Raw genomic sequence first — 13820 nt, forward strand, 5'->3', positions numbered from 1 at the left:
TGCCGTGCGACGGCCTACCGCTCGCCGGCGAACCTGCCGGGAAGAGGACCTGTCGTCACGTCCACCCGAGCGTCCGCCGCACCGTCGCCGCGCCCTCTGCGGGCCAGTCCGGCATGCGCGGCGCGATCTCGGCCTCCGCGATGTCGAGGAGCGCACGCCCGCACGCCTCGACGGGAAGCTCGAGCGCCGCACCGATGCGCGCGCCGATGCCCGGGTAGGACTCCTCGACGCGCCGGCGCGGGTCGAGGCCGTCGCGCAGGGCGTCGGGCGACGCGGGCACGAGCGCGCCGACGAGGTCGAGCAGCTCACCGAGCGCGTACATGCGCACGTGCGCGCTCGCGGCGACGAGCTCGCCGCGCCGGGCGCGGCCGACGCCGATGAGCAGGAGGCTGCAGAAGAGCCCCGCGGCCCGGGCCAGGTCGGGGGCGGGCCTCTCGGCGATCTCCCGTGCCGTGCGGGCGGCGCACTCCTCGAGGACCGCCGTCACGGGGCCGGTGTCGTGGACGACGCGCCAGTGGTGGGCGGCGAACGTCGCGACATCGGCGAGCGAGGCGACGGCGAACTCCATGACGTGACCGTCCGCGAGGACCGCTTTGAGGCCGTGCCCGGTCTCCCGCGGAGAGAGGACGACGGCCGGGCCGTCGGGCAGCCATTCGAGGTCCTGGCGGTAGCGCTCCGCGACCTCGTCCTCAACGACGAGGTAGAAGTCGTGGTCGCTCCATCGGTCGATCCGGGCGCGCTCGGCACCGGAGCCGAGGAGGACGAGACCGAGCACCTCCGGACGGTCGGCGAGCTTCGCGACCAGCGCGTCGGTCCAGGAGTCGAAGGCGGCGAGAGCGGCGTCGGCCGTCGCGTTGTCGTGAGGCATGGGAGGAGTGTAGGGGCGGATCCGGTGGCGGCATAGGGCCCGGCCTCCCCACGGGATCACGGCCGCCCCTTGCCGTGGAGCAGGCGCTCGCGACCCTCGGCTGATGCCTCCGTCAGCCGTCGCGGCGGGAGGGGTCGACGGTGATGCGCCCCTCCTGCTCGTCGACGGAGGCGGTCTTCTCGAAGAAGTGCGGGGCGCGCTCGACGAGGGTCCCGGCGCGGTACCAGGGGTCGTCGGCGGCGATCGGGAGGTCGACGACGCGGCGCTCGATCGCGGCCGCGTAGATCGCCGTGACCAGCTCGATCGACCGTCGGCCGTCCTCGCCGGAGATCGCCGGGCCCGCGGTCGGCGAGCCGGCGTCCGACGAGCCTGTCTCCGACGAGCGATCGTCCGACGAGCGATCGTCCGACGAGCCCGCGCGGCGGGCGCGGAGGGCGGCGAGCACGTCGCCGATCTGGCCGGCGTGACGGGTGTGCTCGAGCGGCGGCAGGTCCGCGACGAGCGCATCGATCTCCGCGACGGCCCCGCGGTCGCCGTCGGGCGTGGGGAAGCCGTTGGGCTGCGCGGACTCGGCGACGGTCCGCCACGGCTGGGAGACGCGGGCGCGGGCGCCCTGCAGCACGATCTGCTGCTCCTCGCCGTGGGAGACGACGGAGCTGGTCAGCTCCGCGAGGCTCCGCTCGTACTGCAGGATCGCGACGGAGAGGTCCTCGACCTCCGCGTTGTCGTGCTGCGCGTTGGTCATCATCGCGGTGACCGCCTGCGGGGCGCCCAGCAGCCACAGCGTCAGATCCAGGTGGTGGATCGCATGGTTGAGGGTGCAGCCGCCGCCCTCGGACTCCCAGGTCCCGCGCCATGACAGGTCGTAGTAGGACAGTCCGCGCCACCATTCGCTGGCGATCCGGGCATGGGAGACGGGGCCGATCGCGCCGGCGTCGAGGACGGCCTTCAGCCGCGCCATGTCGTCGCGGAAGCGGTTCTGCGCGACGACGGACAGCAGTGCGCCGCTGCTCCGCTGCGCGGCGAGCATCCGGTCGCACTCCTCGAGGGAGGGCGCCATGGGCTTCTCGACGAGCACGCCGACGCCCGTCTCGAGGGCCGCGACGGTGAGCTCGCAGTGCGTCGACGGCGGCGTCGCGATGCTGACGAGGTCGAGGTCCTCGGCGGCGAGCATCGCCGCGGCGGAGGAGTAGGTGCGGGCGTCGTCGAGCCCGAACTGCCGGCGCTTGTCCTCGGCGCGCTCGGGGACGATGTCGGTGAGGGCGACCACGCGCGCCTCGTCGGGGAACTCTCCGTAGCCGGTGAGATGGGCCCGGGAGATCGACCCGGTGCCGATGATGCCGACGTTAAGCATGGGGGCCTTCCACGGTCTTCGGGGAACGGCGCGAGCCTTCCGCGCCGTCGGGGTCCGCTGTCGAGTGTGCCATCGGTCGCCGGGGCCGGGGCCGGAACCGGGGCGACAGCTCCGGCCGAGCCGCACGACGCGCTTGCTAGCGTGCGGGCGTGGATCTCTTCATCCTGACCTGGACCGCGCTGCGCGAGGCCGTCGCGGCGACACCCGACGGCGCCTTCGACGCGCCCTCGGGCTGCACGGGCTGGCGGATCCGCGACCTGGTCGCGCACCTGGTGATCGACGCCCAGGACGTGCTGATCACCCTCAGCACCCCCGCCGACGACGCCCCCACGGCCGACGCCCTCAGCTATTGGACGCCTCGCCCGACGACCTGGCCGGGCGACGCGGCCGACGGAGCGGCCGGGCCTGCTGGAGCGGGCGGGGCCGACGGGGGAGCGGCCGACGGGGGAGCGGCCGACGTCGATCCGCTCGACGCGCTCGTCGTGCGCCTCGCGACGGCCTACGAGGACCCGGCGCTCCTGCGCCATCACCTCGAGGACCTCGGCGCCGCCGCGGGTCGCGCCGCCCTCCTCGCGCATCCCGAGCTGCCGGTCGCGACCCAGGGCATGAGCCTCACCGTGCGCGACTACCTGCAGGCCTACGTCCTCGAAGGGACCCTGCATCATCTCGACCTCGTCGCAGGCGCCGCCGAGGTCCCGGGGCCGCCGGCCGCGGGGCTCGCCGAGGCGCGGCGGATGCTCGAGCGCCGGATCCGGCTCGCGCTGCCGCAGGAGTGGTCCGACGCCGATGCTCTGCGCATCGCGACCGGGCGGCGCGCCCCGTCGTCGGCCGAGCGCGCGGACCTCGAGCGGCTCGGTCCGCGCGCGGCGATGCTGCCCCTCTCCCTCAGCTGAGCTCCCTGGGCGGAGGGAGACGGCCGACGGGACGCACCGGCGGGTCGCCCCTGGGCAGCCTCGGGGCGACCCGCCGGTCGGCGGTCAGCCCTCGCGCGGGTCCCGCAGCGGGACGACCTCGGGTCGCTCGAGGGTCGAGGCGATGTCGACGCGCGCGCCGCTGCCGGCGGACTCGAGCATCGCGTTCATGACCTCGAGGGCGTGCTGACCGAGCGCGCCGTTCGCGCGGAAGGCCGCACCCTGCTCGGCCATGTCGAGCAGGCCGATGCCGCGTCCGCCGTCGACGAAGCCGGCCGACGTCGGGATCGTCTCCCAGCCCTCGCCGCCGAGGCGGTGCACGGAGACCTCGCCGTCGAAGCGGTTGGGGTCCGGGACCGCGAGGGTGCCGCCGGTGCCGTGGATCTCGATGGGGTGGATGCCGGTGGCGACCCCGTCGAAGCTCATGACCAGCGTCGACAGCACCCCGGAGGCGTGGATGAGGACGCCGGTGACATGGGTGTCCGTGGTGACGGGGATGGTCTCCCCGGCGCGCGGTCCCGAGCCGATGGTGCGCTCGTCGCGGGTGCGGCTGGAGGCGCCGATGACGGCCTCGACCGGGCCCAGCAGCGTCACCAGGGCGTGGATGTAGTACGGGCCCATGTCGAGCAGGGGGCCGCCGCCGGGCACGTAGTAGAAGTCCGGGTTCGGGTGCCAGCGCTCGTGGCCGGGGGTGATCATCGTGGCGGTCGCGGCGATCGGGGTGCCGATGACGCCCTCGTCGAGGGCCGCGCGCGCGGTCTGCGTGCCGGTCCCCAGGACGGTGTCGGGGGCGCAGCCCGCGAGGACGCCGGCCGCGGCGGCGGCCTCGAGGACGGCGGCGCCGTCGGCGGTCTCCACGGCGAAGGGCTTCTCCGAGTAGACGTTCTTGCCGGCGGCGATGGCCTGGCGGTCGACCTCGGCATGGGCCGCGGGGATCGTCAGGTTCAGGACCGTGTCGACCTCGGGGTCGACGAGCAGGTCCTCGACGGTGAGCGCGCGCACGCCCTCGCGCTCGGCGGCGACCGCCTCCGCGCGGGAGCGGTCGAGGTCGGCGACGGCCACGAGCCGCAGGCCGGGGACGGCGTCGAAGGTCGCGAGGTACTGGGCGGCGATGTTGCCGCAGCCGATCATGCCCACGCGCATGGGTGCCGCGCTCATGCCCGGGCCTCCGCATCGATCGCGCGGGGGCCGTAGGGCTGCTCGCTGCCGCGCGCGGCCCACAGCAGGCCCCGCTCGATGATCGTGCGGACGTTCTCGTCCTCGAGCACCTCGACGCGGTGGCCGGGGGTGGAGACGAAGATGCGGCCCTGGCCCCACTGGCGGGTCCAGAGCGCCGGGGAGGTCACCGGGCGGGTCCACGGATCCCACTCGCGGACCTTCTGCGTGGTGGTCGCGAGGACGTCGCAGTAGTCGTCGGCCAGCACCCAGTACTGCTCGGTGACCAGGTCGAAGTCGGAGATCCCGGCGGTGATCGGATGCTCGGCGGCGACCGGCAGCATGTCCACCGTGTAGGGGACGTAGTTGTCGGCCTGCTCGCCCGTGCGCTCGTCGGGATGCTTGCCGGGATGGCAGCCGAACTGGCCGCCGATGAGGGTGAGGTAGTCCGACTCGTTGCGGTACGAGTCGGCGATGCCGCCGTGCCAGCCGGCGAGGCCGGTGCCGGCCTCGACCGCGGCGCGCAGGCCCTCGAACTGGGGGCGCTCGATCGTGGACATGGTGTTGCACTGGACGATCAGGTCGACCGTGGCCATGTACTCGGCGTCGGCGTAGACGGCGGGGCCGCCCTCGACGCGGACCTCGAAGCCGTTCGCCTCGAGGAAGGGGATGAACAGGTCGGTCGCCTCGACGGGCTGGTGCCCGTCCCAGCCGCCGCGGACGACGAGCGCGCGGCGAGCGGTGGTGGGGGTGGTCATGCGGAGTCTCCTGGGAGCCGGGGGTGGATGCTGCGGGGAGTCGGGGACGCGTCGGGCGCCATCAGGCGTCGACGCGCTGCCAGCGGGCGTCGGCCGCGGAGCTGGCCTCCACGGCGGCGAGCACGCGCTGGACGTGCAGGGCCTCGGCGAACGACGGCGAGGGGTCGGTGCCCTCGCCGATCGCGCGCACGAGGTCCGCGATCTCGTGGGTGAAGGTGTGCTCGTAGCCGAGGCCGTGGCCCGTCGGCCACCAGTTCGCGGCGTACGGATGCTCGGGCTCGGTGGTGAGGACCCGGGCGAAGCCCTGCCGGCCGGCGGGAGCGGTCGCGTCGTAGATCTCGAGCTCGTTCATGCGCTCGAAGTCGAAGGCGATCGAGCCGGCGGAGCCGTTGATCTCCACCCGCATCGCATTCTTGCGGCCGGTGGCCATGCGGGTCGCCTCGAAGGAGCCCAGCACGCCGGAGGCGAAGCGGGCCGTGAACAGGGCGACGTCGTCGACCGTCACCTCCTGGCGCTCGCCCGAGACGTCGCCCTTGCCGCCGAGGCCCTGCATGGCGCCCGCCGCGGGACGCGTCGGGACGACGGTCTGCAGGGTGCCCGAGACCGCGGCGATGTCCTCGCCGGTGATCCACTGGGCCAGGTCGATGACGTGCGCGCCGATGTCGCCGAGCGCGCCCGAGCCCGCCTTGTCCTTCTGCAGGCGCCAGGTCATGGGGGCGTCGGCGTCGGAGAGCCAGTCCTGCAGGTACTGGCAGCGGACCTGCCGGATGTCGCCGACGGCGCCCTCGGCGACGAGCTGGCGGGCGTAGGCGAGAGCGGGGGTGCGGCGGTAGCTGAAGCCGCAGATCGACCGGATGCCGCGGCTCGCCGCCTCCGCCGCCGCGGCGGCCATCTCCTCGGACTCCTCCACGGAGTTCGCCAGCGGCTTCTCGCACAGCACGTGCTTGCCGGCCGCGAGCGCCGCCAGCGCGATCTCGCGGTGGGTGTCGCCGGGGGTGCAGATGTCGATGACGTCGATCGCGGGATCCTCGACGAGGTCCTGCCAGCGGGTCGTCGAGCGGGCGAAGCCGTACTGCTCCGCGGCCGCGGCGACGCCCTCCGGATTGCGTCCGGCGATCGCCGTGAGCTCCGGGGTCCGCGGGAGGTCGAAGAAGCGGTGCGCGGTGCGCCAGGCGTGGGCATGGGCGGCGCCCATGAAGCCGTAGCCGATCATGCCGACGCGCAGCGTGCGATCGGCACCGGAGGACTCGGGGGATCCGGGGGTTCCGGAGGATGCAGGGGGTCCGGCGGGGGCGGGTGCGGTGGTCACGGGGGGTCTCACGACTCCTTCGGAGCGAGCGGTGGGGCGGTGCGGGTGGTGCGGGTGGAGCGGGTCGTACGGGTGGAGCGGGTCGTACGGGTGGAGCAGGTGGTGCTGTCGGTGTTCTCAGGGAGGTCGGAGGTCGGGCGATCACTTCCCCGAGCCGGCGGTCATGCCGCTGACGAGATAGCGACGGCCGAAGGCGTACAGCAGGACGATCGGGATCGAGGACAGCACGACGGCGGCCATCACGACGGGGACGTTGGTCGCGTACTCGCCCTGGAAGTTCCACAGTGCCAGGGGGAGCGTGCGCTTGTCCGGGCTCTGCGTGAGGATCAGCGGGAACAGGAAGCCGTTCCACGACATGAGCGCCTGGTAGACGGCGACGGTGACGATCGCCGGCTGGCAGATGGGGAACGCGAGGCGCCACATCTTCTGCCATTCGGTGCAGCCGTCGATGTCCATCGCCTCGAAGAGCTCCTTGGGGACGTCCCGCAGGGCGTTGGAGACGATGAGGATGCTCAGCGGCAGGCCGAAGGCGATGCCCGGGAGCATCAGCGCGACGAGCGAGTCGTACATGTGCATCCGGATGATCAGCAGGTAGATCGGCACGAGCGTCGCCTGCACGGGGATCGCCAGGCCCAGCAGGAACAGGCTCCGCACGGGGCGGAACAGGCGGTGCCCGCTGCGGACCGTCGCATAGGAGGCCATGAAGGCCATGAGCACGAGCGGGATCACGGTGCCCAGCGCCACCAGCACGCTGTTGAGCAGGTACATCGTGAAGTCCGCTTCGAGCACGGCGGTGAAGTTCTCGAACGCCAGCGGCGCCGAGGGCAGCACCGGGTTCGAGCCGAAGTAGGTCGTGATCGACTTCAGGCTGGTGATGGCCACGAAGTAGATCGGCAGCAGCACGATCACGAGCCAGATCCAGCCGAAGGCTCCTCCGATCCAGTTGCGATGCATGTCAGGCTCCTTCCAGCTGGCTGGCCTTGGCGTCGCGCCCGCCGAGCGCCTGCACCCCGAGGGCGAGGCCGAGGCCGAGCACCACGAGGATCACGGCGAGGGCGCTCGCGACGCCCATCTCGTTGCCGCGGAAGCCCGTGAGGTACATGTCCAGGGGCAGGATCCGGGTGGAGACGCCGGGGCCGCCGCCGGTCAGCACGAAGATGATGTCGAAGTAGGTGAGGGCGCCGACGACCATGAGCGTCGAGCTGGTGATGAGGGTGAACTTCAGCTGCGGGAGGGTGATCGAGAAGAACTGGCGGGTGCGGCCGGCGCCGTCGATCTGCGCGGCCTCGTACATCGTCTTCGGGATCTGCCGGACGGCGCCCTGGTAGATGAGCGTGTGGAAGGGGATGAACTGCCAGGAGATGATCCCCAGCAGCACGAACCACACGAGCACGGAGTCGCCCAGCCAGTTCTGCTTCAGCCAGGCCAGGTCGAGCCCGGCGGCGAGGCCGAAGTTCGGGTCCAGCAGCGACTTGAAGGTGATGGCGATGGCGGCGGAGCTCAGCAGCAGCGGCAGGAAGTACAGCACCGCGAGCACGTTGCGGTACTTCTGCGGGCCCGCCAGGAAGGTGCCCAGCAGGATGCTCAGCGGCGTCTGCAGCAGCCAGGTCGTCACGATCATGAGCAGCACGAGCGCGAGGCCGTGCCAGGTCGAGGAGCGGGTCAGCGCCTCGGTCCAGCTGGTCAGCCCCGAGAACTCGATCGCGCCGATGCCGTTCCACGAGGTGAAGGACAGGGCGATCACGCCGACCAGCGGCAGGATCGCGAACACCAGGAAGAACAGCAGCGCGGGCGCGGCGAACAGCACGTGGGAGAGCTGCAGGGGCTCGGCCCGCCCGGCCGGGGGCCGGGCGGGGGCCGCATCGTGCGCGGCCGGAGCGGCCGGCGCGGCGGCGGGTGCGGTGGTCACGGTCAGCTCTCCTGGGTCGCGTTCATCGCCTCGGCGAACTGCTCGGGCGTGATCTTCCCGAGGAACAGCTGCTCGGTGTTGACCAGGAGCTCCTCCGCCGCGGTCGGCTGCAGGGCCTGGTCCCAGGACTGCGTGAAGGCCGGGGCCTCCTGCAGGGAGGTGTAGACCCAGGTCAGGTAGTCGGCGTCCTCGCTCGCGGCGAGGGCGTCGTCCTGGCCGGTGATGACGGGCGCGGAGCCGGAGGCCACGAAGTCGGCGGCGACCTGGTCGGTCATCATCCCGTCGAGGAAGTAGGAGCGGGCGATCTCCTTCTCGGCGTCGGAGGCGACCGCAGACAGCGAGAGGTAGTTGCAGGGGTTGCCGACGAGGTTCTTCAGATCGCCCTTGCCGCCGTCGATTGTCGGGAAGGGGCCGAAGCCGAGGCGGCCGTCCTGCACGAAGCCGTCGCCGCTGGTCTTCATGCCGCCGAAGGTCCAGCCGCCGTGGAGCATGAGCGCGGCCTTGTCGGTCCACATGAGCGCCTGGTCGGTGTTGGAGTCCGCGGCCATCGACTCGAAGCCCTCGACGAAGGCGTTCGCGGCGAGCAGCTCCTCGACCTTGCGGCCCATCTCGACGACCGCGTCGTCGAGCCACGCGCCGGGCTCGCCCGCAGCGATCCGGGCGAAGACCTCGGGGCCGCCGACGCGGTCCAGCAGGTACTCGAGCCACATCATCGACGTCCAGCGGGACTGCCCGGCCAGGGAGACGCCGGCGACACCCGCGGAGTTCGCCTTCTCGACGACGTCGAGGAGGTCGTCCCAGGTCTCGGGGGCCTCGGCGCCGATGTTCTCCAGCACCGTCTTGTTGTTGAACAGGATGATCGGCTGGGTCGCGCCGATCGGGAGGGCGTAGATCTTCTCGTCGACGGTCGCCGCGCCCCACACCGACTCGATGAAGCGAGCCTTGAAGTCGGCGTTCTCGTCGAGCCACGAGGTCAGGTCGTCGACCTGCTCGGCCTCGGCGTAGGTGCGCAGGCCGCCGCCTCCCCAGCCGTAGATGATCGTCGGCGCCTCGCCGGCACCGATCGCGGTGCGGATCTTCTGCTTGTAGGCGTCGTTCTGGAAGAACGTGACCTCCAGGGTGCCCTCGTCGAGCTCGTTGAAGGCGGTGATCGAGTCGTCGTAGATGGTCTCGTTGGGCTCGCCCGAGAGCTGCCAGATCGAGGCGGCGTCCCCGCCCGAGCTCCCGCCGGGTCCCGAGGTTCCGCAGGCGGCGAGCGTCAGCGCCGAGGCGCCGGCGGCGGTGCCGAGGAACGCGCGGCGGGAGAGGGGTGAAGCAAGGGGAGAAGCGAGGGAACGGCTAGGAAAGTTTCGCATGATCTGCTCCTGTGAGTCGTCGTTGACCGGGGCCAGCTCTGCCGGCGCGCCCGAGCGGATCGCGCCGTGGAAAGTAAGAGGAAATTACCAATGAACCGCGATGCGGTCAACTGCGTTCCCGATTCGAAATGTTCCGCCAAGCAACGTTCTGGCCTGGGGGGATGGGGTTGGTGACGTTCATCGGGGGACCAATGGCGCGGCGTGCAGGGCCGATGGGGGCGACGATCGTCGCGGGGCAGCAGGCGGCCGACGAGCGTCTGACGTGCGCGATCGAGCGCCCGACGAGTTCGCTCAGCCGACTGCCGGACACCTCCGGACAGGACGAAGCCGGCCTTCCGGACGCAGAAACTTTCTTCGTGCGCTACGCTTCAGCCATGACGACGCAGAACGACGGACGAACGGCCGACGACGAGGGCGCGGCCGGCGGCGCACGAGCTGCGGCCGACGGCGCACGAGCCGCAGCCGACGGTGCGCGAGCGGCGGCCGACGGCGCGAAGGCCGCGCGCGTCACCCTCGCCGACGTGGCCGCGCGCGCGGGGGTGTCGCTGCCCACCGCCTCCAAGGTCATGAACGGCCGCGCCGCCGTCAGCGAGCAGACCCGGGAGGCGGTCGCCGAGGCCGCAGCCGAGCTCGGCTACCGGCCCCGCCGTCGGCGCCCGCCCGAGCGTCGGCGCACCATCGCCGTCCACCTCGAGGCCGTCGACAGCGCCTACGTGATGGACGTCTTCGCCGGCGTGACCCGGGCGGCGCGGAAGGCCGGGGCGGACCTGCTCGTCACCGACGCCGAACCCGAGGCGGACAAGGGCCTCAGCCGTGCCTGGATGACCGACATGGCCGCCCGCGGAGCCGACGGCGTCATCGCCGTCGTCACCCGCATCGGTGCCGAGCACGGTCGCTGGAGCCGCAGCCTCGGGCTCCCGCTGATCGCGATCGACCCCGTCCTCGACGGCCCCGAATCCACCGGGGTCCCCGGCGTCCTCACCGTCACGGCCACCAACTGGGAGGGCGGGGCCGCTGCGGTCCGGCACCTCCTCGACCTCGGGCACCGCCGGATCGGCATCCTCGCCGGCCCCGAGCACTCGGTCCCCGGCCAGCAGCGCCTCGCCGGCTACCTGAGCGCGCTCGGGCAGGCGGGCCTCCCTGCCGACCCCGAGCTCATCCGGCACGGCGACTTCGACGGGGAGTCGGGCGCCGAGGGGGCCGGGGCCCTGCTCGATCTCGCCGATCCGCCGACGGCGATCTTCGCGACCTCGGACAATCTCGCGCTCGGCGCGCTGCGGGCCGCGCGCTCCCGCGACGTCGCCGTGCCCGAGCGGCTGAGCGTGATCGGCTTCGACGACACCATGGTCACGCGCTGGACGACCCCTCAGCTCACCGCCGTCAGCCAGCCGCTGGCCTCGATGGGGCAGGTCGCCGTCGAGCGCCTGCTCGCGCTCGCCGAGGATCCCTCGCTGTTCTCGCACCCCTTCAAGCTCGAGACGCGCCTGATCGAGCGGGAGTCCACCGCGGCACCGCGCTGAGCGGTCGCGCGACGGCCCGCCGTCGGCCGGCCCGGCGGCCCGCCCGTCGGCGACGGCGCCCCGTTGACCCCTCCGGACGGATGCTCTACGCTGACCGCATCGAAAAGACGCAGAAACCTTTCCTAAAGTGCGTCAGCGATCATGGTGACGGACCTCCCGTCCCAGCATCACGTGCGAAGGAGCACCCATGACCGCCTCTGTCTGGAACGACCCCGAGCAGACCGTCGACGCGCGCGTCGAGGCGCTGCTCGCGGACCTCACCCTCGAGGAGAAGGTCGGCCAGCTCGGCAGCTACTGGAAGCGCCCCGACGCCGGTGCCGACGCCGACGGTGCGGACGCCGACGGCGCCGAGGGCGGGGAGTCCGGCTCGAGCGCGTCCGGGGGCGGCGGCTTCGCGCCCATGCAGTCGACCTTCGACAAGGACCGCGACCCCTTCGAGGCTGCCATCGAGCACGGGCTCGGGCACATCACCCGCAACTTCGGCTCCGCCCCGCTCTCCGTCGACGAGGGCCTCGCGCAGCTGCGCGAGCTGCAGACCGCCGTGGTCGCGGCCTCCCGCCACGGGATCCCCGCGATCGCCCACGAGGAGTGCCTGACCGGCTTCATGGCCCACGGCGCCACCACCTATCCGGCGGCGATCGCCTGGGGCGCGAGCTTCTCGCCCGCGCTCGTCGGCTCCATGGCCGCGAAGATCGGCGAGGACATGGCCGCCGTCGGCATCCACCACGGGCTCGCCCCGGTCCTCGACATCGTGCGCGACTACCGCTGGGGCCGCATCGAGGAGACCATGGGCGAGGACCCCTACCTCACGGGCGTGCTCGCGACCTCCTACGTCGAGGGCCTGCAGTCCGCCGGCGTCATCGCGACGCTCAAGCACTTCGCCGGCCATGCCGCCTCCCGTGCCGGCCGCAACCACGCCCCCGTCTCGATCGGCCTGCGCGAGCTGCACGACGTGGACCTCGTGCCCTTCGAGATGGCGGTGCGCGGCGCCGGCGTCCGCTCCGTCATGAACTCCTACGCCGACATCGACGGCATCGCCCCGGCCGCGAGCCGCTGGCTGCTGACCGATCTGCTGCGCACGCAGTGGGGCTTCGACGGCACCGTCGTCTCCGACTACTGGGCCGTGAACTTCCTGGAGTCGATGCACCGCGTCGTCGGCTCCACCCGGGATGCCGCCGTGACCACGCTGCGCGCCGGCATGGACGTCGAACTGCCCGAGACCAGCACGTTCCCCGAGCTGCTGGACGCGATCGCGGCCGGTGAGATCGCCGAGTCGGAGCTCGACACGGCCGTCCGCCGGGTGCTGCGCCAGAAGGTCGAGCTGGGCCTGCTGGACCCCGGCTTCGATCCCGCGACGATCGGCTCGGCGATCGACCTCGACTCCGCCGCGGGCCGCGCGCTCGCCCGCGAGCTCGCCGAGGAGTCGATCGTGCTCGTCGCCGACGACGGGATCCTCCCGCTCGCCCCGGCCGACGCCGACGCCCCGGGCGGACGCCTCGGCGCCCCCGCCCGCATCGCGCTGATCGGCCCCGCGGCCGACGACGGCCGCCCCTTCCTCGGCTGCTACAGCTTCACCAACCACGTCTACCACCGCAACCACGAGGGCACCTCGGTCCCGGTCCCGACGCTCGCCGAGGCCCTCGCCGCCGAGCTGCCCGCCGCCGCGATCACCACCGTCCCGGGCGTTGCCTTCCTCGACGACGACGCCTCGGGGATCCCCGCCGCGATCCTCGCCGCCGAGGCCGCCGACCTGGCGATCCTCGCCGTCGGCGACAAGGCCGGCATGTTCGGCTCCGGCACCTCCGGGGAGGGCTGCGACGTCGCCGACCTGCGCCTGCCCGGCGCCCAGCACGAGCTCGTCGAGGCCGTCCTCGCGACCGGCACCCCCGTGGTGCTGGTCCTGGTCACGGGCCGTCCCTACGCGATCGGCGAGTACGCCGACCGCTGCGCCGCGATCGTCCAGGCCTTCATGCCCGGCGAGGAGGGCGGCTCCGCGATCGCCGGCGTCCTCTCGGGCCGCGTGAACCCCTCGGGCCGCCTCCCGATCGGCCTGCCCGGCGGCATGGGCGGCCAGCCTGGCACGTACCTCGCACCGGTCCTCGGCTGGATCAGCGAGGGCATCTCCAACATCGACCCGCAGCCGCTGTTCCCCTTCGGCCACGGCCTCGGCTACTCGCGCTTCGAGTACTCCGACCTGCGGCTCGAGTCCGTCGGCGCGGCCGACGGGCGGCGCGGCGACGACGGGGTCCTCGAGATCGCGCCGGACGGCGAGGTCGAGATCTCGGCGCTGGTCACCAACGCCTCCGGCCGCGACGGCAAGGAGGTCGTGCAGCTGTACCTGTCCGATCCGGTCGCCTCGGTGGTCCGTCCCCTCAAGCGCCTCGTCGGCTTCGAGAAGGTCGCCGTGGCGGCGGGGGAGAGCGTGCGCGTGAGCTTCCGCCTCCACGCGGACCGCGCCTCCTTCGTCGGCCCGGATCTGCAGCGCATCGTCGAGCCCGGCGAGCTGCGGCTCCGGCTCGGCCGGTCGAGCGAGGACGCCGAGCTCGAGGGCGTCCTGCGCGTCGTCGGCCCCACCCGGGTCATCGAGGGCGCGCGCGTCCTGACCACGCCCGTCGAGGTCGCTGAGGTCTCCGAGGCCGCTGCGCGCCCCGTCGTGGGCGCCGCTCCCGCCGCCGTCTGAG

The 13820-nt window shown here is 72.8% G+C and carries 11 protein-coding genes; 3 read left to right on the top strand and 8 right to left on the bottom strand.

Annotated elements, in window-relative coordinates:
- Window positions 1-55: 55 nt before the first annotated feature.
- Together ACXET9_RS07810 and ACXET9_RS07815 are read right to left on the bottom strand one after the other, a co-directional pair.
- A complete protein-coding gene (locus ACXET9_RS07810; RefSeq protein WP_457885953.1) occupies window positions 56-868 on the bottom strand; it encodes a hypothetical protein in 813 nt (270 codons plus the stop codon).
- Between the two features lie 112 nt (window positions 869-980).
- The gene (locus ACXET9_RS07815; RefSeq protein ID WP_457885954.1) at window positions 981-2222 is read right to left on the bottom strand and encodes a Gfo/Idh/MocA family protein; all 1242 of its coding nucleotides are present in this window, start codon (window positions 2220-2222) and stop codon (window positions 981-983) included.
- 149 nt (window positions 2223-2371) lie between these two features.
- On the opposite strand from ACXET9_RS07815, the gene ACXET9_RS07820 reads away from it, so the two are divergent.
- A complete protein-coding gene (locus ACXET9_RS07820) occupies window positions 2372-3115 on the top strand; it encodes a maleylpyruvate isomerase N-terminal domain-containing protein (RefSeq protein ID WP_457885955.1) in 744 nt (247 codons plus the stop codon).
- Between the two features lie 84 nt (window positions 3116-3199).
- Here ACXET9_RS07820 and ACXET9_RS07825 read toward each other — a convergent pair whose 3' ends face one another.
- The 6 genes from ACXET9_RS07825 to ACXET9_RS07850 all read right to left on the bottom strand — a co-directional run bounded on the left by ACXET9_RS07825 (window position 3200) and on the right by ACXET9_RS07850 (window position 9619).
- The gene (locus tag ACXET9_RS07825) at window positions 3200-4276 is read right to left on the bottom strand and encodes a Gfo/Idh/MocA family protein (protein ID WP_457886275.1); all 1077 of its coding nucleotides are present in this window, start codon (window positions 4274-4276) and stop codon (window positions 3200-3202) included.
- Between the two features lie 11 nt (window positions 4277-4287).
- Window positions 4288-5046, bottom strand: coding sequence for a ThuA domain-containing protein (locus ACXET9_RS07830; RefSeq protein WP_457885956.1), 759 nt, complete (start codon window positions 5044-5046; stop codon window positions 4288-4290).
- 61 nt (window positions 5047-5107) lie between these two features.
- Complete coding sequence (locus ACXET9_RS07835; protein WP_457886276.1) at window positions 5108-6259, bottom strand: Gfo/Idh/MocA family protein; 1152 nt, start codon at window positions 6257-6259, stop codon at window positions 5108-5110.
- 237 nt (window positions 6260-6496) lie between these two features.
- Window positions 6497-7309 (bottom strand): carbohydrate ABC transporter permease, encoded by an 813-nt coding sequence (locus ACXET9_RS07840; protein ID WP_457885957.1) that lies wholly within the window; start codon window positions 7307-7309, stop codon window positions 6497-6499.
- 1 nt (window position 7310) lies between these two features.
- Window positions 7311-8177, bottom strand: coding sequence for a carbohydrate ABC transporter permease (locus tag ACXET9_RS07845; protein WP_457886277.1), 867 nt, complete (start codon window positions 8175-8177; stop codon window positions 7311-7313).
- 89 nt (window positions 8178-8266) lie between these two features.
- A complete protein-coding gene (locus ACXET9_RS07850) occupies window positions 8267-9619 on the bottom strand; it encodes an extracellular solute-binding protein (RefSeq protein WP_457885958.1) in 1353 nt (450 codons plus the stop codon).
- Window positions 9620-9993: 374 nt separating this feature from the next.
- On the opposite strand from ACXET9_RS07850, the gene ACXET9_RS07855 reads away from it, so the two are divergent.
- Both ACXET9_RS07855 and ACXET9_RS07860 read left to right on the top strand, forming a co-directional pair.
- Entirely contained in the window at window positions 9994-11139 is a 1146-nt protein-coding gene (locus tag ACXET9_RS07855; RefSeq protein ID WP_457885959.1) for a substrate-binding domain-containing protein, read from the top strand.
- Window positions 11140-11326: 187 nt separating this feature from the next.
- Window positions 11327-13819 carry a beta-glucosidase gene (locus tag ACXET9_RS07860; RefSeq protein WP_457885960.1) on the top strand — a complete coding sequence of 831 codons (2493 nt, stop codon included), beginning with the start codon at window positions 11327-11329 and terminating at the stop codon, window positions 13817-13819.
- Window position 13820 lies beyond the last annotated feature (1 nt).

The sequence above is a fragment of the Brachybacterium netajii (SeqCode) genome (assembly GCF_054114245.1).

What these genes read in the sequence shown, in the direction of transcription:
- ACXET9_RS07855 (WP_457885959.1), top strand. Translation starts at nt 9,994, where the DNA reads ATGACGACGCAGAACGACGGACGAACGGCCGACGACGAGGGCGCGGCC.
- ACXET9_RS07840 (WP_457885957.1), bottom strand. Translation starts at nt 7,309, where the DNA reads ATGCATCGCAACTGGATCGGAGGAGCCTTCGGCTGGATCTGGCTCGTG.
- ACXET9_RS07810 (WP_457885953.1), bottom strand. Translation starts at nt 868, where the DNA reads ATGCCTCACGACAACGCGACGGCCGACGCCGCTCTCGCCGCCTTCGAC.
- ACXET9_RS07860 (WP_457885960.1), top strand. Translation starts at nt 11,327, where the DNA reads ATGACCGCCTCTGTCTGGAACGACCCCGAGCAGACCGTCGACGCGCGC.
- ACXET9_RS07815 (WP_457885954.1), bottom strand. Translation starts at nt 2,222, where the DNA reads ATGCTTAACGTCGGCATCATCGGCACCGGGTCGATCTCCCGGGCCCAT.
- ACXET9_RS07835 (WP_457886276.1), bottom strand. Translation starts at nt 6,259, where the DNA reads ATGATCGGCTACGGCTTCATGGGCGCCGCCCATGCCCACGCCTGGCGC.
- ACXET9_RS07850 (WP_457885958.1), bottom strand. Translation starts at nt 9,619, where the DNA reads ATGCGAAACTTTCCTAGCCGTTCCCTCGCTTCTCCCCTTGCTTCACCC.
- ACXET9_RS07830 (WP_457885956.1), bottom strand. Translation starts at nt 5,046, where the DNA reads ATGACCACCCCCACCACCGCTCGCCGCGCGCTCGTCGTCCGCGGCGGC.
- ACXET9_RS07825 (WP_457886275.1), bottom strand. Translation starts at nt 4,276, where the DNA reads ATGCGCGTGGGCATGATCGGCTGCGGCAACATCGCCGCCCAGTACCTC.